Origin of the sequence: Dermabacter sp. p3-SID358 (genome assembly GCF_025147465.1) — a bacterium.
Classification (GTDB): Bacteria; Actinomycetota; Actinomycetes; order Actinomycetales; family Dermabacteraceae; genus Dermabacter.
On sequence record NZ_JALXOZ010000002.1, the window covers coordinates 1 to 20,275 of the forward strand.

A 20,275-nucleotide genomic window follows, 5' to 3' on the forward strand; every position below is an offset into this window, starting at 1 on the left:
GCCCCCCCCCCCCACGACCTTTTCTTGCGGCTACCGTGATCGCGAGCGCGGTGGCACCGAGCTACACATCACTGCTCCAGTCACTGCTCCAGCGGATCACACGCGCTGATCCGGATCCTTCCGGCCCGGGATGACGGTCGCACTCTTAAGCAGGCCCTTTTTCGGAGCGGGTTCCACGATTGCCACGAGTTCGCCCGTGGACGGCATAATCGCCGCCGCAGGGAAAGCTTCAGTATCCGACGCCCCCGGGGCCTCAATCCACTGACCAAATCTGAGCGCGGTCGCTTCGCGTTCACTCACGGCGTGGACCGGAAGAAACGATGCTGCGGCCTCCCCGAGCGGGGTGAGCGCAAGCGCTCTTGAGGGGGCCTCTTCCGCGCGCGGTGCGTCACGCTCAGGAACCTGCTGGGCACTCTCGACGCCGAACTCGCCCACGCGCGTACGCCTGAGGGCCGTGAGGTGCCCGCCAACCTCGAGGGCCTCCCCTAGATCACGGGCGAGAGCACGGATGTAGGTTCCCGAACTGCAATCGACGACGCAGTCGACGTCAAGAAAACCATCCGAAATGCGTGCGTCGCGGAGCTCAAAGCGATCCACGCGAATAGGGCGCGCCTCAAGTTGGACGTCTTCTCCCCCGCGCACGCGCGCGTATGAACGCACGCCGTTCACCTTGATTGCGCTCACGGCGCTTGGAACTTGCGAAATGTCCCCCGTGAGCGAGGTGATGGCAGTTTCGAGCCTCGTGCGGTCATCAAAGAGAGCGCGCAACTCGCTTTCCGGCGCAACCTGGCCCAACCGCTCACCTTCGGCATCGTCTGTGATGGTTGCGTGACCGAGGCGGATCGTCGCCTCGTAAGTCTTATCGAGACCTACGGCATAGGTAAGAAGTTTCGTACCGTGCCCCACGCCTATGAGGAGCACACCCGTTGCGGCGGGATCCAACGTGCCTGCGTGACCGACCTTGCGAGTTCCGAGATGGTAGCGCACGCGCGCGACCACGTCGTGACTCGTCATGCCCTGAGGCTTATCGAGGAGGAGGAAGCCGTGAGGCCCTTCGCCCGCGCGCTTTTTACTCATCGTCGTCGTCTACGAGGTGTTCACCCGGGACGCGATAGGGATCGGCTTCGCCCGCGAACTGCTTTCCTGCGCGTTCACGCTCGAGCTCGCTATCGCGGTGGCGTGCCTCAACAAGGAGGTCCTCGATCGTCTTCGAAGTCTCGGGGATCGTGTCCTCAAAGAACTCGAGCGACGGGGTAAGACGCGCGGTGATGCCGCGTCCCACGGCACTGCGGAGCATACCCTTTGCAGCCCTGAGTGCGGCGGCGCTTCCGGCACGCTCCTCGTCGCTTCCGTAGACGGTGTAGAAGATTGAGGCGTGCTGGCCGTCGCCCGTGAGTCGCACGTCGGTGATCGTCACGAAACCGAGTCGAGGATCCTTGACCTTTTCGTCGAGGGTGCGAGCAACGATCTTCTTAATCTGGTCGGCGAGGCGCCGCACGCGGGGGTTGTCATTCATGGTTTCTCCTTGCGTGATGTGAAGGTTGGGCGCTTTACGCCTTGCGCGCGAGCGCGATGTCGCGGTCGATTGAGGCATCGACGCGGTGCCTGAAGCTCATCTCCTCGCCTATGGTCACGAGCCCGTGCTCCTCGAGAATAGCGCGCATATCTTCGGCCGGTGTCGTGTGGCGATTGTGGGCGAGCGCCATGGCGCCGCCGCGTGCGAGCACTCGAGTCCATGCCGGAAGCGCGTTTCGAAGGAGATCAAGCGGTGAACGGCTGAGGTGCGCCCCAACTTTCGCCCCGTGCTGCACCCCGTAGGGTAGATCCGCGACGATCACGTCGGCACTTCGAGCTCTAAGGAAAACATCGATACCCGTGGAGTCCGCCGTGTAGAGCTCGAGGATCTGGCCCCGACCCTCACGTTGCTCACTCTTGGAACGCGCGAGCTCGGCATGGAAGTGCTTCCCAAGCGCTTTTTTATTGATCGTCAGCTTCGTTTCCGAGGTCGTGTGTTTGAGCTTATTCTCCCGCATCCACGCTGTGAGGAAGGCCCGATAGAGCTCGGCGTCTTTCTTGTCGAGGTCAACGCCCACGGGGCTGAGCCCCCACATGAGCGCCTGGTTGAGCGTCGTCCCGCGACCCGCGACAGGATCGAGCACCCGCAGGCTCCCGTCACGTAGTGCCTCTCCCCTGCCCGCGGCGTGGGCCGCGAGGTGAAGAAGGAGCGCCGTGAACTGTTCATTAGTTTTCCCTTGATACTTAAGGGTCGAAAGCAAGGTGCTCGGGTAAAGGTCAACCTCGGGAAGAGGGATCGGCTGGAGCAAGGGAAGCGTCGGACTCTCATCCACGTAACTGCGCTCCTCCGTTGGGGCGGGCATGCGCCCCACCTCCTCGAAGGCTGCGAACACATGCGGGCTGAACGCGAGTGCGTAGCCGAGCGCGCGCTGGGTTTCCTCACGTTCCCACGCTTCCTCATCGATGTCGAGGGCGAGGAACTCGAGGCCCGCCTCGCGCACACCGCTCGTGCCAATAAGGGCACCGGGCGAGCTCTCATTGAGAACGAAGGCAAGTTCAGCCGCAGCGAGTCGCGGAGCATCAAGCCCGTAGACCCTATTCGTGCTCGGCGCGATGAGAACGTTGATGCGCATGATCTCTCCGTTTCTTTCCCTGCCACACCGCATGTGCCGCATAGGCGGCGAAACGGGCGGCACCTCGGCCTAAACCGAAGCGCCGCCCGCAAGTTGTCACCGGATGGTTAGTCCTTCTTCTTTTCGCGCGGCTTCTCAACCATCTCGTAGGTCGTAATGAGGTCGCCTTCCTGGACATCGTTAAAGCTGCCCAAGTTGATACCACATTCGTAGCCCTCACGGACCTCGGTCACGTCATCTTTGAAACGACGCAGACCAGCGATCTCGAGGTTCTCGGTGATCACGACACCCTGGCGGGTGATACGGGCCTTCGCACCGCGATTGATCGTGCCCGACATGACGAGCGAACCCGCGATATTGCCGAACTTCGAGGAGCGGAAGATCTCGCGGATCTCCGCGCTGCCCATATCCTTCTCTTCGTACTCGGGCTTGAGCATGCCGAGAAGGGCGTTCTCGATGTCCTCGATCGCGCGGTAGATGATCGAGTAGTACTTGATCTCGACACCTTCGCGCTCGGCATACTCGGCGTTCTGCCCCTCGGCACGAACGTTGAAGCCGATAATCACGGCGTCCGAGGCAACAGCGAGGTTGATGTTGTTCATCGTGATCGCGCCAACGCCGCGGTCGATGATTCGCAGCTGAACATCCTCGCCAACATCGATACCGAGCAGCGCTTCTTCGAGGGCTTCGACCGAGCCCGAAGCATCGCCCTTGAGGATGAGGTTGAGGGTTTCGATCTTGCCCTCTTCCATGGCCGCTTTGATGTCCTCGAGGCTCATGCGTTTGCGACGCTTCGAAAGCTGCGCGGCACGCTGGGCAGCCTCGCGCTTTTCCGCGATCTGGCGGGCCATGCGCTCATCCGCAGCCACGATGAAGGAGTCACCAGCGCCGGGAACCGAGCTGAGACCAAGAACCTGAACGGGGCGCGACGGGCCGGCTTCTTCAAGCTGATTGCCGTTCTCGTCGATCATGGCGCGAACACGGCCATGACCCGTGCCACACACGATAGCGTCACCCACACGAAGCGTCCCCTGCTCGACGAGGACAGTCGCCACGGGGCCGCGGCCACGATCGAGGCTCGCCTCAATCGCCACCCCACGCGCGTCCTTGTCCGGGTTGGCCTTGAGCTCGAGGGCGGCATCTGCGGTAAGCAGAACCGCCTCGAGGAGGTCATCGATGTGCAGGTTCTCGCGAGCCGAAACATCGACGAACATCGTGTCGCCACCGTATTCCTCGGCCACGAGGTTGTACTCGGTGAGCTGGGCGCGGATCTTGTCCGGATTCGCGTCTTCTTTATCGATCTTGTTGACGGCCACCACGATCGGGACGTCTGCCGCCTGGGCGTGATTGAGCGCCTCGATCGTCTGTGGCATCACGCCGTCATCTGCAGCCACCACGAGGATCGCGATGTCCGTGACCTTGGCACCGCGGGCACGCATAGCGGTGAATGCCTCGTGACCAGGGGTGTCGATGAAGGTAATGGGGCGCATCTCGCCCTCGTGATCGACCTGAACCTGGTAGGCACCAATGTGCTGGGTAATGCCGCCAGCCTCGCCCTGGCCCACGTTCGCGCGACGAATCGCGTCAAGAAGGCGGGTCTTACCGTGGTCGACGTGACCCATGACTGTCACGACCGGCGAGCGGGGCTCAAGATCCTCTTCTGTCTCTTCGGCAAGTTCGCCTTCGAGATCGATATCGAACTGCTCGAGAAGCTCGCGCTCCTCGTCCTCGGGAGACACAATTTGGATCTTGTAACCGAGCTCCTCGCCGAGAAGCTGGAACGTGTCCTCATCGAGAGACTGGGTCGCGGTCGCCATTTCACCCATCGCAAAAAGCACGGTGATGAGCGAAGCGGGATTGACGTCGATACGCTCAGCGAAGTCGGTCAGGGTTGCGCCGCGGCGCAGGCGAATAACGGTATTGCCGTCGCCGCGCGGGACCTGCACGCCACCCGGTGCGGGTGCCTGCATCTGCTCGAATTCTTGGCGCTTCGCGCGCTTCGACTTACGGCTCTTCGCGGGCTTGCCACCGCGGCCGAACGCACCCTGGGTGCCGCCGCGACGACCGCCACGGCCACCACCGGGGCGACCACCCGGGCGTCCGGGAGCACCGCCGGGGCCACCTGGGCCGCCCGGACCGCCGCCAAAACCGCCGCGACCGCGACCGCCGCGGCCACCGCGACCACCGTTGCCACCCGCGGGTCGACCTTGGTTTTCGGCCTGCTGCGAGTGCGCGGGCATCATGTTCGGGTTGGGGCGAGGCCCGCGGTTCGACGGGCGCGCGTTGCCGCGGCCCTCACGCGATGGACGCGAATCGCTATCGCGACGCTGCGGGCGCGGGCCGCCCTGAGATTCGCCGCCGGGGCGAGGGCCGGGGCGGCCTCCCGGGCGAGGCATCCCCTGCGAGGACGCGAACGGATTGTTGCCGGGGCGCCCACCTGAGCGGCCACCCGGGCGAGGCATCCCCTGCGAGGAGGCGAACGGGTTGTTTCCGGGGCGCGCGCCACCCGGGCGCGGGCCCGGTCGGGAAGCGCCGGGTTTGGGTGCGGCCTGACCTGGCTTCGGCGCTGGCGAAGCCTCGGCCTTGGACTCACGCGGCGGCTTGGGAGCGCCGGGCTTCGGAGCGTTTGCACGCGCACCGGGCTTAGGTGCGGCACTCGGCGCCTGGTCGGGGGCGTCATCGCTCGCCTTGGGCTTCGGTGCGGGACGTTCGGTTTTCGCCTTCTCGACCGGCTTCGCCTCGCTCTTCTCGGCGCTAGCCTTGGCGGGCTTCTTCGGGGCCGGTTTGCGCGGGGCCGGTTTCTTCGCCGCGCCCTTGGATTCCGACGCCTCCTCACCCTTCTTCTTTCCCGCATTCGGGAACGCTGCGCGCACGCGGCGGGCAACGGGGGCCTCGATCGTCGAGGACGCACTGGTCACGAATTCGCCCATGTCCTTGAGCTTCGCGAGGACTTCTTTACTTGGCATTCCGAGCTCTTTAGCGAGCTCGTGGACGCGAAGTTTAGCCACAATTCTCCTGTCTCGGCCGCGCCGAGCAGGCGCGGTCCACTAGTTCCTGAGGGTGCTCATTTTCGAGTACTCATCGGATGTCCATTGGTGTTATCCCGCTTCCAAATGTGGTTCGGCACCCCTTTTGGGGTGAGTCATCGCTTCACGTGCTCTCTCAAGAGATCCGTTCTCAGCGAGAGCCGCGACGTCTACCGGTGCTCGAAAGGAGCGCTGGAAACCGCCGCATGTGAGAGCGAAAGCAATGCATGCGCGCTCCGGATGAACCCAGGCACCGCGCCCGTGGGCGCTTCCGCTGGGATCAACGGCGAGAGTGAGGGACGATCCCCCACCTTCGCGGACCACGCGGATCATCGCGCGACGATCGCCGGTTTCCCGGCAACCCACGCACGTACGAGATGGACGATGTGCCTCGGTCGAGAGCTGGTGCGAGTGTGAACTCGACGCGATGTGACTCTCGGTGATGGCGACAACGTTCCTCTCGAATACGAATGATCAGCTCGCCCAGTCTACCCCCTGGCTTTCGACACGGCAGGGAATTGGCCTCGCTGCCGTGCGCACTATCACGTGAAGAGCTGGCCTTTAAGCCCCCGCCGCTCAGCCTTCCTGACCCTCGGTGCGGATGTCGATACGCCACCCGGTGAGCTTCGCAGCGAGGCGCGCATTTTGACCCTCCTTGCCAATCGCGAGCGAAAGCTGGTTTTCCGGCACGACAGCGCGCACCTGCCGATTGACCTCATCGGTGACGACGACGGATGCCACCCGCGCAGGGCTCAGGGCATTGCCAACATACGTCGCCGGGTTTTCATCGAAGTCGACGATGTCGATCTTTTCGCCTTCGAGCTCGTTCATCACGGAACGCACGCGCGCACCCATGGGGCCGATGCACGCGCCCTTAGCGTTGACGCCCTCCACATTGGCCCGGACGGCCATCTTCGTGCGGTGTCCCGACTCACGCGCGAGCGCAACGATTTCAACCGTGCCATCGGCAATTTCCGGAACCTCGAGCTCGAAGAGACGACGCACGAAGTTGGGGTGGGTTCGCGAAAGTGTGATCGCGGGCCCTTTCGGTCCGCGACGCGTATCAACGACGTAGGCGCGGATGCGCTTGCCGTGCGGATACTCCTCGCCGGGAACCTGCTCGTGTGGCGGAAGGAGCGCCTCGACATTTCCGAGGTCGACTTGAACCATGCGGGCATCGCGACCCTGCTGAATGACTCCCGAGATGATGTCGTCGGCACGGCCCGCAAACTCTCCGAGAACAGCTTCATCTTCGAGCGCACGGATGCGTTGGAAGATCACCTGACGCGCGATCGATGCGGCCACGCGGCCGAAGCCTTCGGGGGTGTCATCCCATTCCTCGACTTCGCCATCAATATCAACGTCGCGGGCAATGACCGTCACGACGCCCGTTTTCGAATCAATCTCGACGCGCGCCTCCCTCGCGGGGTGAGGCGTGTGCTGGTAGGCGGCAAGAAGGGCACTCGAGATCGCCTCGAGGAGAACCTCCATGCTGATCTCGCGTTCGCGTTCAAGCGCGCGAAGCGCTCCCATATCGATATCCATTGCGTGCTCCTTATGCTCTGTTCTTCAATTATGTGCCGTGGCTGACCGGGACTATCGGAACTCGAGATGAATCTCGGCCCGGGCGACGTCGGAAAGGGAAATCCTATGCGGGCCGGGCGGGACCTTCTCTGTTTTCTCCGTTTTCGCAACTTTCTTCGGCACATGTGGCGGTTTCTGCACGTCGAAAACAAGCTCATCGCCCTCGACAGCTTCGAGACGACCAAGGAAGCTGCGGCCCGCAGTGTCGTCAACATCGAGAAGCCGCGTACGCGCACGTTTGAAGTGGCGGATTTCAGTAAGCGGCCGAAAGACGCCCGGAGTCGTGACTTCGAGGGTCGAAGGACCCTCGCCGATGAGGCTCGCATCGGCATCAAGAAGCTCAGAGAGTTCGCGGGATACATCTGTCACGGTGTCGAGGTCGGCGCTCCCAATCTCGTTTTCCGGTAGGTCCACGACGACATCGAGAAGCGCTGCCGCGCCGCGCTTTTTCACGTCGAGCGATTCGAGAACGAGACCGTGTTTCTCGATGATGGGCGCGAAAGCTTTCGAGAGCTTCTCGGCTTGACCGGCCTGGGCGGAGGCGGTGTTTTTCTCCATGGAGCTCCTTTCGCACGCTCGTCCCTACCCAATAGAGTGGGACATCGAGATCATAGTGTGCTGAACATCGTGGCACATCCGGGAGCGAGGAGCCGCATGAGGCCAACACAGAAAGTCCTGGCCAGGCGAGGGTTTCTCGTTGCAGCGATCACCGCACCAGCTCTCGCGGGTTGTTCTGGCCAGAGGCGCATAGCCATCGGTGAAAGGGAGGCCTACACACCTCCCCCACCGGGAATCGACGAGATTTACCGCACTGATCTCCTTCAATCTGTGACGGACTTCGCCTCAAACCTCGCAAAGACCGAATCGCGAGGCGATTTCCCGTCTTTTCTCGCCGCGGCACTCACAACTCATCAACGCGCCCTCCGCACAGGCGCTGAGCAAGAAGAAACCGCCTCAGCCGAGGCGAAAGAATCGTCGCGCACCACCGCGGCGTCTGCGGCTCCTGGGTCGAGCTCGAAGATTCCTGCTGAAAAAGCGATGGCCGAGAGCGCGCGCAGCCTCGCTGCGTTGCGCGATCTCTACGCCCAGGCGGCCATCCAGGTCTCAGGGGACTTCGCCGACCTTTGTGCATCGGGCGCCGCATGGGCCGAGTGGGCTGCCTCTCGCCTCGCGCATCGTGCACATGAGGCCAAGATCGAAGGGGTGAGCGGTCCGGAACAGTTCACCGACGCCGAGCCCTCCCGTGCTGTCCCTAAGATCGATCCTCCGGAACCCGCGGAGGCAAGTCTCATCGAAGTCCCTCTCCAGCGGGCACAGGAGGACGAGAACTTTGCCGCGTACGCCCTCGAAGTGGCAGCAACCCGCGTCGAGAAAGAAAGACGCGACTCGTATGTCAAGGCAGCGCGTTCCCACGCGGCGCGGGCCGAGGAGTTTGGGAAGGTCTCCGAACGACTCGGCTTCGAACCGGTCGCGCGCGAGGCGGGCTACGCCCTTCCTCGCCCCCTGGATGCGAAGAAGGCAGCCGAGATGCGCATTGACATCACTTCGCGCTCGTTAGCAAACGCGGTCGAACTCGTGGGCCTCGCACCATTTGGCGAACGGGCGCCGTTTCTCTTCGCGGCGCTCGAGAGCGCTAAGTCCCTCGAGCCGCTCCACGAACGCCTCGCCCCGTTCCCCGGGATCGACGCGGGCGACGACTAAGAACGGCCTACTATCCGCGCAGGTCCTCGAGAATTTCCGCGAGCGCGTTCGCGACCGCAACCTCTCGGCTCTCGCCGCTTTGACGGTCGCGCACCTCCACGACTCCCTTTTCGAGGCTGCGTCCTACGACAACCGTCGTGGGGAGGCCAAGCAGCTCGGCATCTTTGAACTTCACGCCCGGCGAAACCTTCGGGCGATCGTCGTAGAGCACGTCGAAGCCTTCTGCCTCGAGAGCTGCGGCAATTTCTTCGGCCTTCTCAAAGACTTCCTGGTTCTTGCCGGTCGCGAGAACATGCACGTCGAGCGGCGCGACGGCGCGCGGCCAGGCGAGACCCTTGTCGTCGTGATACGTCTCGGCAATTGCCGCAACAGCACGCGTCACGCCGATGCCGTAGGAGCCCATGGTCACGACCTGCTGCTTACCGTTCTCATCGAGAACCTTGAGGCCTAGAGCTTCGGCATACTTGCGGCCGAGCTGGAAGATGTGCCCCATCTCCATGCCGCGCGTGAGAGTAAGGGGGCCCGAACCGTCTGGCGAAGGATCGCCATCGCGTACTTCGGCAATCTCGGCGAAACCGTCGCCCACAAAATCGCGCCCCGCAACAACGCCAAGCGCGTGCGCTCCCTCGCGATTCGCGCCCGTCACCCATGTCGTGCCGTCCACTGCGCGCGGGTCGAGCAAAAGGCGGTAGCCATTCGCGTCGAGACCCCACCCCTGTGGGCCGATATACCCTTTCTTCACGGCCGGGTACTTCTCGAAGTCCTCTTCGGTGAAGGGGCGCACCTCGTTGGGGGCGAGCGCGGTCTCGAGTCGCTTTTCATCGGCTTGGCGGTCGCCCGGGATCATAATGAGGAGCGGGGACTCTTCACCTTCGGGAGTCTTCTCGATGTAGACGAGCGCCTTGAGGGTGTCGACTGCCTCCCACGCGCGAGAGTCTTCGCGCGGTGCGTTTTCATTGAGGAACGTGACGAGTGCGTCGATTGTCGTGGCGCCGGGGGTCTCGATGTCGCGCGCTAGGGGAAGCGCCGCGATAGCTTCGGAATCGAGGGCCTCCCCGGCAACCGTCGTCACGGCCTCGACATTCGCAGCGTACCCCGCGGGGCTCAGAGCGAACGTGTCCTCTCCCACGGGGGTCGGGTGGAGGAACTCCTCGGATCGAGAACCACCCATGGCGCCAGCATCGGCCTTCGCAATGACGATGTCGAGGCCGAGACGCTCGAATATGCGCTGGTACGCCTCGCGCATGATCAGATACGAACGCTCGAGGCCCTCGTCGTCAATATCGAAGCTGTAGGCATCTTTCATGACAAACTCTCTCACGCGCAGAAGACCCGCGCGCGGACGTGCCTCGTCGCGGTACTTCGTTTGCACCTGATAGAGCGAAATAGGCAGATCCTTATAGGACGTGAAGAGGTCCTTTACCGCGAGGGTGAACATTTCCTCGTGGGTGGGGCCAAGAAGCATGTCGGCGCCCTTGCGATCCTTGAGCCTGAAGAGGTTGTCGCCGTATTCGCTCCAACGGTTCGTCTCCTCGTACGGTTCGCGCGGGAGGAGTGCCGGGAAGAGGATCTCGTGGCTGCCTGCGGCGTCCATTTCTTCGCGCACAATCGCTTCGACCTTCCGCAGGACCTTGAGGCCGAGCGGGAGCCACGTGTAGATACCGGGCGCCGTGCGGCGAATGTAGCCGGCGCGCACGAGCAGCTTGTGGCTCGCGAACTCGGCTTCGGCCGGGTCTTCTCGAAGCGTGCGAATGAAGCTCGATGACATGCGAAGCATGGGGCGTTGTCCTCCAGGCAACAGGGGTCTCCGAGGCGAATTCCTCGACCCTCACAGTGTAGTGCGCCCGCCCCACACACCCCGCAAAATCCCAGGACTCAACGCGTATCGTGGAGTGTCACTCGTCACCACGGGAAGGTTGACATGTCTGAGCCGCTCACGCTTTCGGGTATTGCACCATCGCCCTCGATCGCGTACTTGCGTGCCCTCATCGGTGAAGAAGACTCGCTACGGGAAGAGATGGAGGGCGATCCCGACCGCCTCATGCAAATCGTGCGGGAGAAACTCGAAGGCTTCCTCATGCCGTACGAGTTCGGGCTCAAGGAAATCCTCACGAAGATCGAGATCCTCTCGGGCGAATGGGACGTGACAACCCCTCACAACCCAATCGATCACGTGAAAACCCGCGTAAAGTCGATGGACTCCCTCCTCGGCAAGCTTGTGCGCACGCAGTGCCCGCCCGACCTCGACGAAATCCGCAATCGCATCCGCGATATCGGCGGCGTGCGCATCACGTGCAGCTACGTCCAGGATTGCTATCTCGTGGCGCGCGCCCTCGCCTCGCAACCAGATATCACCCTGCTCGAGGAGAAGGACTACATCGCGAACGTCAAACCGAGCGGATACCGTTCCCTTCACCTCATTCTCGAGGTTCCCGTTTTCCTCTCAACTCGCACAATCGATGTGCCGATCGAGGTACAGATCCGTACGATCGCGATGGATTTTTGGGCGAGCGCCGAGCACGAGCTCAAGTACAAGTACCGCGGGGAGCTTCCCGCCGAAATGCGCAAGAAACTCGTCGAGATTGCCGCAACCGCCGCGAGCCTCGATGAGCAAATGGGGATCGTCCGCGACCAGATCGAGGGGCCACCACTGCCCGGTCACACAAACGACTAGACCGACTTGAGGTAGCCGGGCCTAAAACAGTACGGTTGCAAGTTCTCCTACCGGCACAAAACCAGCACGCTCGTAGGCACGCCTCGCACGAGTATTGAACGAATTCACGTAGAGGGTCACGCGCGGCGCGTGGTCGCGACGAATAAGGTTCGCGGTCTCCCTCATAAACGGCGCGGCGAGCCCCTTGCCGCGATAGGCGGGATCAATCCACACGCCGTGTACTTGCGCGACGTCGCCGAATAGCGCACCGAGATCGGCTTTGAACACGATCCGCTCACCGTCGCGCGCGATGTAGGTGCGCCGCTCGCGAAGCAAGTGCTCGACTCGGGCGCGATATCCCCTGCCGCCATCCCCGCGACACGGATCCGTGCCCACCTCCTCGCGGAACATCGCCACGGCAGCGGGGAACACATGGCTCAGGTCTCGTGTTTCGGCCGCCTCAACCGTGGCGGGGGCAGGGTCCGACGCTTGCCCTGCAGAATATTCAAGCAGCGGTTGGTGACTTCGTACCTCGCGCTCACGGGGCATCCCCTCGCGCATGACATTCCACATGTGCATCGCGATGCCGCGCTCCGCAACGATTGACGAGTATCGCGTCGAAATCGCGAGCGCGTGCCGTGAGAGACGCTCGATAGCGTCGTAAGACTCTGGGGCAAGGACACTCGCGCTTACACCGTGCCACAGGATTCCCCGAAGATCGTTGCCGCGCGTGAGAACCGTGAATTCAGTCCCGCTTCGTCCCGCTGCCGCAAGTTCCTCGAATCGCGCGGAAGCAAGGGTACTCACGTGCGCCTCTCGGAGCATCGCTTCGCGCGCGGGAGAAACCCACTCCCCCTCAAGAGGGTGTAGATCCGCGGGGCGTCTGCGCCACAGTGTCGAGAGTCGTGTCACCGGAAAAGGGTCACCGGCTTCACGATATCTGCGTAGATAAGAAGCACACTCATGAGAATGAACGCGATCGCGATGACATTCGTAACGGGGAGCATGCGCGAGGCGTCTACGGGACCGGGGTCAGGCTTGCCGCGAACGTGCGCGACGCGCCTGCGTGCAGCTTCATAAAGCGCTGCCGCGACGTGACCGCCGTCAAGCGGCATGAGCGGCACGAGATTGAACACGAAAAGCGCCATATTGAGCGAACCGAGCATCGACAGGAAAGTCCACGCCTTTTCCTTGATTGAGAAGCCAGGCGAGTCTTGAGAAACGATCTCACCCGCGAGCCTGCTCACACCCACGACGCCCATGGGACCGTTTGGGTCGCGCTCTTCACTGCTGAAGGCTGCTTTGCCGATCTCCCACACCCGTACGGGCAGGGTCACGACGACCTTCGCTGTGCCCGCGAACTGTTCCCACACGACGCCTGGCACCTCGGTGAGGGGCCGCGGCTTGAGCTCCTGCGTACCGGTCACACCAAGAAATCCCGCCTCGACGGTTTCGTAGGAACCGTCGGCCTTCTTCACCGGCGTACCCTCCGCATCACGCGCCACCACTTCATTTGCCACGGGCTTGGCTCTCACGGTTATCGCCTTGCCGCCACGCACGAGCCCGATCTCGACGCTTTCATTCGGATGCTTCCGAATAAGCGAGCTCATCTCGTTGAAGTCCTCGACGTGGGTTCCATCGACCGATGTGATGGCATCACCGGGCCTGATTCCCGCAGCGTACGCGGGCGCCTCAGGCATTCCCTCGCACGACGCATCACTCGAGGCAGTCGCGGGCACGACGCACCGCGACACCGTACTTACCTCGGAGGTAACGTGCGGCATTCCGAAACCGCTCAGCACAACCGCAGTGAGCACGACCGAAATGAGGAGGTTCATCGTGGGGCCACCGAGCATCACGACGAGTTTCTTCGGAGCGCTGAGCGCCACGAACGTGCGGTGGCGATCCTCGGCCCCGTACTGGCTCGAATCCCATTGCCGTGCCTCTTCACTCATTTGCTGGAAGAAGCCCGTGGAATCCTCGCGGACCGCATTCGGATCCTCGCCCTTGTGCGGGGGAAACATCCCGATCATGCGGATGTAACCGCCGAGCGGGATTGCCTTGATGCCGTATTCGGTCTCGCCCTTGACGCGTGAAAATAGAGTGGGACCAAATCCGATCATGTACTGGGTGACGCGCACACCGAAGCGCTTCGCGGGAACGAGATGCCCGATCTCGTGGAGGGCGATCGAGAGCCCGAGCCCGACAACCATGAGAAGGATGCCGAGCACGTAAAGAAGAATCATCACGGAACGGATGCCATCACGTCGGCAACGTGATCGAGGTACACGTCAACGACGGCTTCCTGGTAGCCATCGGCCCCCTTGCGGGCACGGAAAGCTGCGCGGCGAACATCGTCGACACTCATCGCGAATCCATCGGTGAAATACGCGTGGAGCTGATCGCACAGGGCGTCAACATCCTCGCGATCGTAGGCACGCTCCCCCTGATCCGCGGGGCGAAAACGCTCACCCGCGGGGCGCGAAAGGCGCTCCTGGAGAACTTCCGCGCGTTTAGTGAGCTCAGCGATCCACGCTTCTTCACCATCCCGCTCGATCGCTTCATCGCGGTACTGAAGCGCAAACGCATCCGACAGTCGGTCGAGCGCCTCGTCTACGGCAAGCATGTCGTAGCCGCCACGTTCGGTCGAGAATTTGGCAGTGATGACATCGGCGGCTTGGAAGGAGCCATCGCGCCCTTCGTATGCCGCGCGTGCGCGCCGAAGAAAGTCGTCGACCTCCTCGACGTTATAGCCAAAGGTGAAACGCCCGGCACGCTCAAAAGCCGTACTCATCAACTGCTCCCTTTCTCAACGGGGATGCTCACGCGACAAAATCAGGAGGCACACGCCGTCCTTGCACCACTGTAATGCTTAGGCACCCGAAAGACCGGCAAGCGTCGGCCCAAAAAATCACGCGCCGGTACCGCGCGCAATCTCCTCGACCCTCGCGACGCGGGCCTCGCGATCTTCCCGGCGCTCATCAGTTTCGACGACCGTTGCAGCAAGCTGACCACACGCACCGTCAATATCGCTTCCCCGCGTGTCGCGAATCGTCGCCGAGATTCCGTGCTCACGCAGGGTCTCCACGAACGCACGCTCGACCCACGGATCCGAGGCCGTCCATTTCGAGCCCTTCACGGGATTGAGCGGGATCGGATTAACATGCACCCAATGCGCGCCTCCGCGGGCGATGAGGCGCTTCGCGAGAAGCTCAGCTCGTTCGGCTTGATCATTGATGTCGCGAATGAGCGCGTACTCAATCGACACGCGGCGTCCGGTGGCCTCGAAATACTCCCACGCCGCATCAAGAATCTCATCGATGTCGAAGCGTTGGTTGATAGGTACGAGTTCGTTACGAAGCTCATCGTCGGGGGCGTGGAGGGAGACCGCGAGCGTCACGGGGATCTCTTCCTTCACGAGCTTGCGGACTGCGGCTGCGAGGCCCACGGTCGACACGGTGATATGCCGCGCGCCCATCCCAAAGCCCTCGGGCGCTGGGGCGTTAAGCCGCTGACACGTCGTTGCAACAGCGCGGTAGTTCGCGAGCGGCTCGCCCATCCCCATGAACACAATGTTGGAAACGCGGCCCTCGCCACCGGGAATCTCGCCGCGGGAAAGAAGGAGATTCGCGATCCGCACCTGCTCGAGAATCTCCGCGGCAGAGAGGTTTCTCGTGAGACCCATCTGGCCGGTCGCGCAAAACGGGCAGTTCATGCCACAACCAGCCTCCGACGAGATGCACAGCGTCACGCGGTTGGAGTAGCGCATGAGGACCGATTCGACGAGCGAACCGTCAAAGAGGCGCCATAGGAACTTCTGGGTCATACCCTGATCGGCGCTTTGCTGCGACACCTTCGTCAGCAGGGTCGGGAAGAACCGCTCAGCGAGTACGGCCCTATCCAACTTCGGGAGGTCCGTCATATCCTCCGGGTCGGTCGTGAAGTGCTCGAAGTAGTGCTTGGAGAGTTGCTTCGCGCGAAACGCGGGAAGCCCCATCTCCCTGATCGCTTCGGCACGTTCGTCGAGTGTGAGATCCGCGAGGTGCGCGGGCGGTTTACCTCGGCGTGAAGGTCGCAATTGAAGCTGGCCCGGGGCAAGCCGCACGGGCTCACCTTTGACCACTTCGCGCGAAAGGTCCTTCGCCACGTTAAGCTTCGGGGCAGGTTTCTCAGCCACTGATGGCCTCCACAATCGCGAGAAGAATGAAAACAGTCGGGGCGGTGAGAAGCATCGAATCAAGACGATCCATCATGCCGCCGTGGCCCGGAAGCAATTGCCCCATATCTTTAATGCGCAGGTCGCGCTTGAGGAGAGACTCGCTAAGATCGCCGACGGTCGACACGACCACCATGACGGCGCCGAAGGCGAGGCCCCACCATAAACCAATCTCCGGGAGCCACACGTGACCGATGAGGCCGGCGGCGGCAACGCCGCCGATGAATGAGCCGGTAAAACCCTCCCACGTTTTCTTGGGGCTGATCCCCGGGGCCATGGGGTGCTTTCCGAAGAGGACCCCCATGGCGTAGCCACACGTGTCGTTCATGATGGGCACAACGAGGGCGAACATCACCTTATTCGCGCCATTCGGTTGCGCCATGAGCAGGATCGTAAAACTCGCCATGAACGGCACCCACAACAGTGCAAAAATCCCCGCCACAGTATCGCGCAGCGCCATGAGGCCCGTCGCCTCGGTCGTGCGCCATATGATCAGGACGATCGCTCCCACGATGGTCGAAACGAGAAGACCAGAGGCGCCGTACTGCCACGCCGACACGACGACACCGACGCTCGCGACAAGAAGCGGAATGGAGGGCACTCGAAGACGCGCCCCCTCGAGAGCATTGGCCACTTCGAGAGTCGCAATGACCACGGCAATCGCGACCACGGGAGTGAAGAGCACCGGGAGCACATACACACACCCGTAGAGAACCGCCACGAGCGCGAGACCGACCGTGATCGCCGCGGGAAGATTACGCCCTGTTCTAGGCGTTCGTGTGTGCGTCGCGACTGGCTTTTCAGAAACGTCCGCAACAAGCCGCTCCTCGCTCACGAGGGTCTCGGGGGCCGCGAGGGGCGCTTCTGGCGAGGTGCTTTCAGACACGGCAACGGCCGTGCCCGGCGTAGAGCCAGGCACGGCGCGTCTGCGACCGTGACGTGTGTTCACGAATGGTGAGGGAGGCCGCTCAAACGGTGAGCAGCTCTTCTTCCTTAGCCTCGAGGGCGGCGTCAACCTGCTCGGTGTACTTCTTCGTGAGCACCTCGAGCTCCTTTTCTGCGCGAGTGCCCTCGTCTTCGCCGATCTCCTTGTCCTTGACGAGCTTCTCGATTGCCTTCTTCGCGTGACCGCGCGAACCGCGGATGGCGATGCGGCCATCCTCGGCCTTGGTCTTCGCGAGCTTCGTGTAATCCTTACGGCGCTCCTCGGTCAGCGCAGGAAGGACGATGCGCAGGTTGTCGCCGTTGTTCGTGGGGTTGACACCGAGATCCGATTCGCGAAGTGCCTCTTCGATCTGGGCCATCGCGCCCTTGTCGTAGGGCGTCACAATCACCGTGCGAGCTTCGGGGAACTGCAACGCCGCAAGCTGGTTGAGCGGCGTGGGAGTCCCGTAGTAGTCGGCGGTAATGCCCTGGAACATGGCGGCGCTCGCTCGGCCCGTACGAATCGCGGTGAACTCCTCTTTGGTCACCTCAACCGACTTCGCCATCTTCTTCTCGGCATCCTTGAGGATGCTTCCGGTGTCCTCGCTCATGTCTCTCGGTTCCTTCCGATTTATCAAACGTCTCGCCTGGTAAGGCTATCTTAGTCGCCCGTCACAACCGTGCCGATGCGATCGCCGCGCATAGCCCTCGTGATGTTGCCCGGCGCATCGAGGCCGAAGACCATCATTTGTTGCTTGTTATCCATGCACAGGCTAAAAGCGGTTGAGTCCACAACTCGAAGCCCCTCGCGCAGTGCATCCTTGTAGGTGAGGTGTTCGAGCTTCGTCGCATTCGGGTCTTTCTTTGGATCTGCCGTGTACACGCCATCCACACCATTCTTTGCCATGAGCACCTCGTGGCAGCCGATCTCGAGGGCGCGCTGCACGGCGACCGTATCGGTCGAGAAGTACGGCAGGCCAGCCCCAGCACCGAAAATCACGACGCGACCTTTTTCGAGGTGGCGCACGGCACGCAGCGGGAGATAGGGCTCGGCGACCTGCCCCATCGTGATCGCGGTCTGCACGCGCGTCGACGTACCCGCCTGCTCGAGGAAGTCCTGGAGCGCGAGACAGTTCATGACTGTCCCGAGCATGCCCATGTAGTCGGCACGGCGACGATCCATGCCCCGCTGGCTCAGTTCAGCGCCGCGGAAGAAGTTGCCTCCACCCACAACGATTGCGCACTCGACGCCCGCGGCGACTCCCTCGGAAATCTCTCGCGCGATACGCGAGACGACGTCGGGATCGACACCCACGCGCCCGCCGCCAAAAGCCTCACCCGAAAGCTTGAGGAGCACGCGGCGCGAGCCTTCCTTTGGTTCAATCGCGGGAATCGACGACGTGATTGGGTCGGGATCGGTGCTCATGTACATTCCTTCCGAGTGCGAGTTCTCGGGGTCACAGTCTACCGGTCTCACCGCACCTCCCCCTGTGGAGAAAACCCCGGTGTGAGAAGCTCAAAAGAAGCGAGGGCCCGCACCCCACGGGTGCGAGCCCTCGCGATGACGCTCCTGCAAGCGTCGGAAAAATCAGTTCCCCACGCGGAAGCGCACGAAACCAGTCACGGTGCCGCCAGCGGCCTCGACAACCTTGCCGACGCTCTGCTTCGGATCCTTTGCGAAGGGCTGGTCGAGAAGAACGTTTTCTTTGAAGAATCCGTTCATGCGGCCCTCAACGATCTTCGGGATCGCCTTCTCGGGCTTACCCTCGTTCTTCGCGGTGTCCTCGGCGATGCGGCGCTCGTTCTCGACGACATCCGCGGGAACGTCCTCGCGGGTGAGGTAGAGGGGCGAGTACGCGGCAATATGCATCGCGACGTCACGTGCGACCTCTTCGCCGGCCTTGTCGGTCGCGACGAGCACGCCAACCTGAGGCGGGAGGTCCTTGTTGGTGCGGTGCATGTAGTTCGTGACGACCTCACCCTGGACGCGGCCGATACGGCGCACGAGGATCTTTTCACCCATGGTTGCGCCAGCGTTCGTAAGCGCTTCGCCGAAGGGCGTCTCAGCGAGCTCCTCGGGGGTGGTTGCGCCCGACTCCACTGCGGCCGCAACGGCCTCGTCACCGAGAGCGATGAACTTAGCGTTCTTCGCCACGAAGTCGGTCTCCGAGTTGATCTCCACGAGCGTGCCGAGCTGGCCGCCCTCGACGTCGCGAACATCGGCGGCGATGAGGCCCTCCGACGCAGCGCGGCCCTCGCGCTTGGCGATGCCCTTGAGGCCCTTGACGCGGATGATTTCGACGGCCTTTTCGTGGTCGCCGTTTGCTTCGTCGAGAGCCTTCTTGACGTCGAGCATGCCCGCGCCTGTCTTCTCGCGGATGTCCTTGATATCTGCTGCCGTGTAGTTAGCCATTATCTGTCTCCTCTAAATGGTTGTGGGAGCGAACAGGTGATAGTCGAAAAATCAGGCTTCTTCGGAGGCTGCATCGGCAGCCTTGTCCTCGGCAGCGGGGGTCTCGGCGCTCTCCTCGGCCTTGGCCTCGGTCGTGCCCTCGGCCTTATCGGCCTCCTGCTGCTGGACCTCGGACTGCTTAAGCAGTTCCTGTTCCCACTCGGCGAGCGGCTCGGCGTCGACGGCCGAAACGTTCTTTTCGCCCTGGGTCTGCTTCGCGTGGCGCTCCTGGAGACCTGCGGCAGCGGCATCGGCCACCACGCGGGTCAGGAGTGTCACGGCGCGGATCGCATCGTCGTTACCCGGGATCGGGTACTGAACCTCGTCCGGGTCCGCGTTCGTGTCGAGGATTGCAACGATCGGGATGCCGAGCTTGGTCGCCTCGTCGACGGCGAGGTGCTCCTTCTTGGTGTCCACGATCCACACGGCCGAGGGAGCCTTGCTCATGTCGCGGATGCCGCCGAGGGTCTTTTCGAGCTTCTCCTTCTCACGGCGCATCATGAGAAGTTCCTTCTTGGTCCACTGCGAACCTGCGACATCCTCGAAGTCGATCTGCTCGAGCTCCTTGAGGCGGTCAACGCGGCCGGAGACGGTCTGAAGGTTGGTCAGCATGCCGCCGAGCCAGCGCTGGTTCACGTAGGGCATGCCCACGCGGGTGGCCTGCTCCTGGATCGACTCCTGGGCCTGCTTCTTCGTGCCAACGAAGAGGATCGTGCCACCGTGGGCAACGGTCTCCTTGACGAAGTCGTAGGCCTGGTCGATGTAGGTGAGCGACTGCTGAAGGTCGATGATGTAGATGCCGTTGCGTTCGGTGAGGATGAAGCGCTTCATCTTCGGGTTCCAACGGCGGGTCTGGTGACCGAAGTGGACGCCGCTCTCGAGGAGCTGGCGGAGTGTCACAACTGCCATGGTCGTAACTACCTTTCTGGGCTCTGGGCTCGCCCACCTCGCTCACGCTCGAGTGGCGCGGGTTCGGTGGGGTTGTTGCGCAAAGCCTGTTCTCGTTTATTACGGGCCGACGGTTGCCGGCTCGCCCTAGCGCCCTGCGTTTGTGCCGCCACTTCGCTCATG

At 62.6% G+C, this 20,275-nt stretch carries 19 protein-coding genes; 2 read left to right on the forward strand and 17 right to left on the reverse strand.

Going from position 1 to position 20,275, the window contains the following annotated elements; all coding sequences use genetic code 11:
• Nucleotides 1–96 precede the first annotated feature (96 nt).
• The 7 genes from truB to rimP form a co-directional block, all read right to left on the reverse strand.
• Entirely contained in the window at nucleotides 97–1,077 is a 981-nt protein-coding gene (gene truB / locus M3B90_RS01430; protein WP_259888281.1) for a tRNA pseudouridine(55) synthase TruB, read from the reverse strand.
• Nucleotides 1,070–1,516, reverse strand: a complete 447-nt coding sequence (gene rbfA / locus M3B90_RS01435) for a 30S ribosome-binding factor RbfA (protein ID WP_259888282.1) — start codon at nucleotides 1,514–1,516, stop codon at nucleotides 1,070–1,072. The genes truB and rbfA overlap by 8 nt, the downstream gene beginning before the upstream one ends.
• 34 nt (nucleotides 1,517–1,550) lie before the next feature.
• Nucleotides 1,551–2,648: a TRM11 family methyltransferase gene (locus tag M3B90_RS01440; RefSeq protein ID WP_259888283.1), complete on the reverse strand. Its 1,098-nt coding sequence runs from the start codon at nucleotides 2,646–2,648 to the stop codon at nucleotides 1,551–1,553.
• 107 nt (nucleotides 2,649–2,755) lie between these two features.
• Entirely contained in the window at nucleotides 2,756–5,656 is a 2,901-nt protein-coding gene (gene infB, locus M3B90_RS01445; RefSeq protein ID WP_259888284.1) for a translation initiation factor IF-2, read from the reverse strand.
• Between the two features lie 90 nt (nucleotides 5,657–5,746).
• Entirely contained in the window at nucleotides 5,747–6,040 is a 294-nt protein-coding gene (locus tag M3B90_RS01450; RefSeq protein ID WP_259888285.1) for a YlxR family protein, read from the reverse strand.
• Between the two features lie 210 nt (nucleotides 6,041–6,250).
• Complete coding sequence (gene nusA / locus M3B90_RS01455; RefSeq protein WP_259888286.1) at nucleotides 6,251–7,219, reverse strand: transcription termination factor NusA; 969 nt, start codon at nucleotides 7,217–7,219, stop codon at nucleotides 6,251–6,253.
• Between the two features lie 51 nt (nucleotides 7,220–7,270).
• The gene (gene rimP / locus M3B90_RS01460; protein WP_259888287.1) at nucleotides 7,271–7,816 is read right to left on the reverse strand and encodes a ribosome maturation factor RimP; all 546 of its coding nucleotides are present in this window, start codon (nucleotides 7,814–7,816) and stop codon (nucleotides 7,271–7,273) included.
• Nucleotides 7,817–7,912: 96 nt separating this feature from the next.
• On the opposite strand from rimP, the gene M3B90_RS01465 reads away from it, so the two are divergent.
• On the forward strand, nucleotides 7,913–8,959 hold the full coding sequence (locus M3B90_RS01465) for a ferritin-like domain-containing protein (RefSeq protein WP_259888288.1): 1,047 nt from the start codon (nucleotides 7,913–7,915) through the stop codon (nucleotides 8,957–8,959).
• 10 nt (nucleotides 8,960–8,969) lie between these two features.
• Here M3B90_RS01465 and M3B90_RS01470 read toward each other — a convergent pair whose 3' ends face one another.
• A complete protein-coding gene (locus M3B90_RS01470; RefSeq protein WP_259888289.1) occupies nucleotides 8,970–10,736 on the reverse strand; it encodes a proline--tRNA ligase in 1,767 nt (588 codons plus the stop codon).
• A gap of 144 nt (nucleotides 10,737–10,880) precedes the next feature.
• On the opposite strand from M3B90_RS01470, the gene M3B90_RS01475 reads away from it, so the two are divergent.
• The gene (locus M3B90_RS01475; protein ID WP_259888290.1) at nucleotides 10,881–11,633 is read left to right on the forward strand and encodes a GTP pyrophosphokinase family protein; all 753 of its coding nucleotides are present in this window, start codon (nucleotides 10,881–10,883) and stop codon (nucleotides 11,631–11,633) included.
• A 21-nt stretch (nucleotides 11,634–11,654) separates the two neighbouring features.
• On the opposite strand, the gene M3B90_RS01480 is transcribed toward M3B90_RS01475, so the two are convergent.
• From M3B90_RS01480 to rpsB, 9 genes are all read right to left on the reverse strand, one after another.
• Entirely contained in the window at nucleotides 11,655–12,419 is a 765-nt protein-coding gene (locus M3B90_RS01480; protein ID WP_259888291.1) for a GNAT family N-acetyltransferase, read from the reverse strand.
• Nucleotides 12,420–12,520: 101 nt separating this feature from the next.
• On the reverse strand, nucleotides 12,521–13,858 hold the full coding sequence (locus M3B90_RS01485; RefSeq protein WP_259888417.1) for an RIP metalloprotease: 1,338 nt from the start codon (nucleotides 13,856–13,858) through the stop codon (nucleotides 12,521–12,523).
• The gene (locus tag M3B90_RS01490; RefSeq protein ID WP_259888292.1) at nucleotides 13,858–14,406 is read right to left on the reverse strand and encodes a DivIVA domain-containing protein; all 549 of its coding nucleotides are present in this window, start codon (nucleotides 14,404–14,406) and stop codon (nucleotides 13,858–13,860) included. Before M3B90_RS01490 ends, M3B90_RS01485 begins: the two co-directional genes overlap by 1 nt.
• 117 nt (nucleotides 14,407–14,523) lie before the next feature.
• Nucleotides 14,524–15,789, reverse strand: a complete 1,266-nt coding sequence (gene rlmN, locus M3B90_RS01495) for a 23S rRNA (adenine(2503)-C(2))-methyltransferase RlmN (protein ID WP_259888293.1) — start codon at nucleotides 15,787–15,789, stop codon at nucleotides 14,524–14,526.
• Entirely contained in the window at nucleotides 15,782–16,714 is a 933-nt protein-coding gene (locus tag M3B90_RS01500; protein WP_259888294.1) for a phosphatidate cytidylyltransferase, read from the reverse strand. Before M3B90_RS01500 ends, rlmN begins: the two co-directional genes overlap by 8 nt.
• Nucleotides 16,715–16,796: 82 nt before the next feature.
• On the reverse strand, nucleotides 16,797–17,363 hold the full coding sequence (frr, locus tag M3B90_RS01505; RefSeq protein WP_259888295.1) for a ribosome recycling factor: 567 nt from the start codon (nucleotides 17,361–17,363) through the stop codon (nucleotides 16,797–16,799).
• A gap of 50 nt (nucleotides 17,364–17,413) precedes the next feature.
• A complete protein-coding gene (gene pyrH, locus M3B90_RS01510; protein ID WP_259888296.1) occupies nucleotides 17,414–18,178 on the reverse strand; it encodes a UMP kinase in 765 nt (254 codons plus the stop codon).
• Between the two features lie 162 nt (nucleotides 18,179–18,340).
• A complete protein-coding gene (gene tsf, locus M3B90_RS01515) occupies nucleotides 18,341–19,165 on the reverse strand; it encodes a translation elongation factor Ts (protein ID WP_259888297.1) in 825 nt (274 codons plus the stop codon).
• A gap of 51 nt (nucleotides 19,166–19,216) precedes the next feature.
• Nucleotides 19,217–20,113: a 30S ribosomal protein S2 gene (gene rpsB, locus M3B90_RS01520; RefSeq protein ID WP_259888298.1), complete on the reverse strand. Its 897-nt coding sequence runs from the start codon at nucleotides 20,111–20,113 to the stop codon at nucleotides 19,217–19,219.
• Between the last annotated feature and the right edge of the window lie 162 nt (nucleotides 20,114–20,275).

Excerpts from the sequence above, each read along its gene's own strand:
- truB (WP_259888281.1), bottom strand. The coding sequence starts at position 1,077 with ATGAGTAAAAAGCGCGCGGGCGAAGGGCCTCACGGCTTCCTCCTCCTC.
- rbfA (WP_259888282.1), bottom strand. The coding sequence starts at position 1,516 with ATGAATGACAACCCCCGCGTGCGGCGCCTCGCCGACCAGATTAAGAAG.
- M3B90_RS01440 (WP_259888283.1), bottom strand. The coding sequence starts at position 2,648 with ATGCGCATCAACGTTCTCATCGCGCCGAGCACGAATAGGGTCTACGGG.
- nusA (WP_259888286.1), bottom strand. The coding sequence starts at position 7,219 with ATGGATATCGATATGGGAGCGCTTCGCGCGCTTGAACGCGAACGCGAG.
- rimP (WP_259888287.1), bottom strand. The coding sequence starts at position 7,816 with ATGGAGAAAAACACCGCCTCCGCCCAGGCCGGTCAAGCCGAGAAGCTC.
- M3B90_RS01465 (WP_259888288.1), top strand. The coding sequence starts at position 7,913 with ATGAGGCCAACACAGAAAGTCCTGGCCAGGCGAGGGTTTCTCGTTGCA.
- M3B90_RS01470 (WP_259888289.1), bottom strand. The coding sequence starts at position 10,736 with ATGCTTCGCATGTCATCGAGCTTCATTCGCACGCTTCGAGAAGACCCG.
- M3B90_RS01475 (WP_259888290.1), top strand. The coding sequence starts at position 10,881 with ATGTCTGAGCCGCTCACGCTTTCGGGTATTGCACCATCGCCCTCGATC.
- M3B90_RS01485 (WP_259888417.1), bottom strand. The coding sequence starts at position 13,858 with ATGATTCTTCTTTACGTGCTCGGCATCCTTCTCATGGTTGTCGGGCTC.
- M3B90_RS01490 (WP_259888292.1), bottom strand. The coding sequence starts at position 14,406 with ATGAGTACGGCTTTTGAGCGTGCCGGGCGTTTCACCTTTGGCTATAAC.
- frr (WP_259888295.1), bottom strand. The coding sequence starts at position 17,363 with ATGAGCGAGGACACCGGAAGCATCCTCAAGGATGCCGAGAAGAAGATG.
- pyrH (WP_259888296.1), bottom strand. The coding sequence starts at position 18,178 with ATGAGCACCGATCCCGACCCAATCACGTCGTCGATTCCCGCGATTGAA.
- tsf (WP_259888297.1), bottom strand. The coding sequence starts at position 19,165 with ATGGCTAACTACACGGCAGCAGATATCAAGGACATCCGCGAGAAGACA.
- rpsB (WP_259888298.1), bottom strand. The coding sequence starts at position 20,113 with ATGGCAGTTGTGACACTCCGCCAGCTCCTCGAGAGCGGCGTCCACTTC.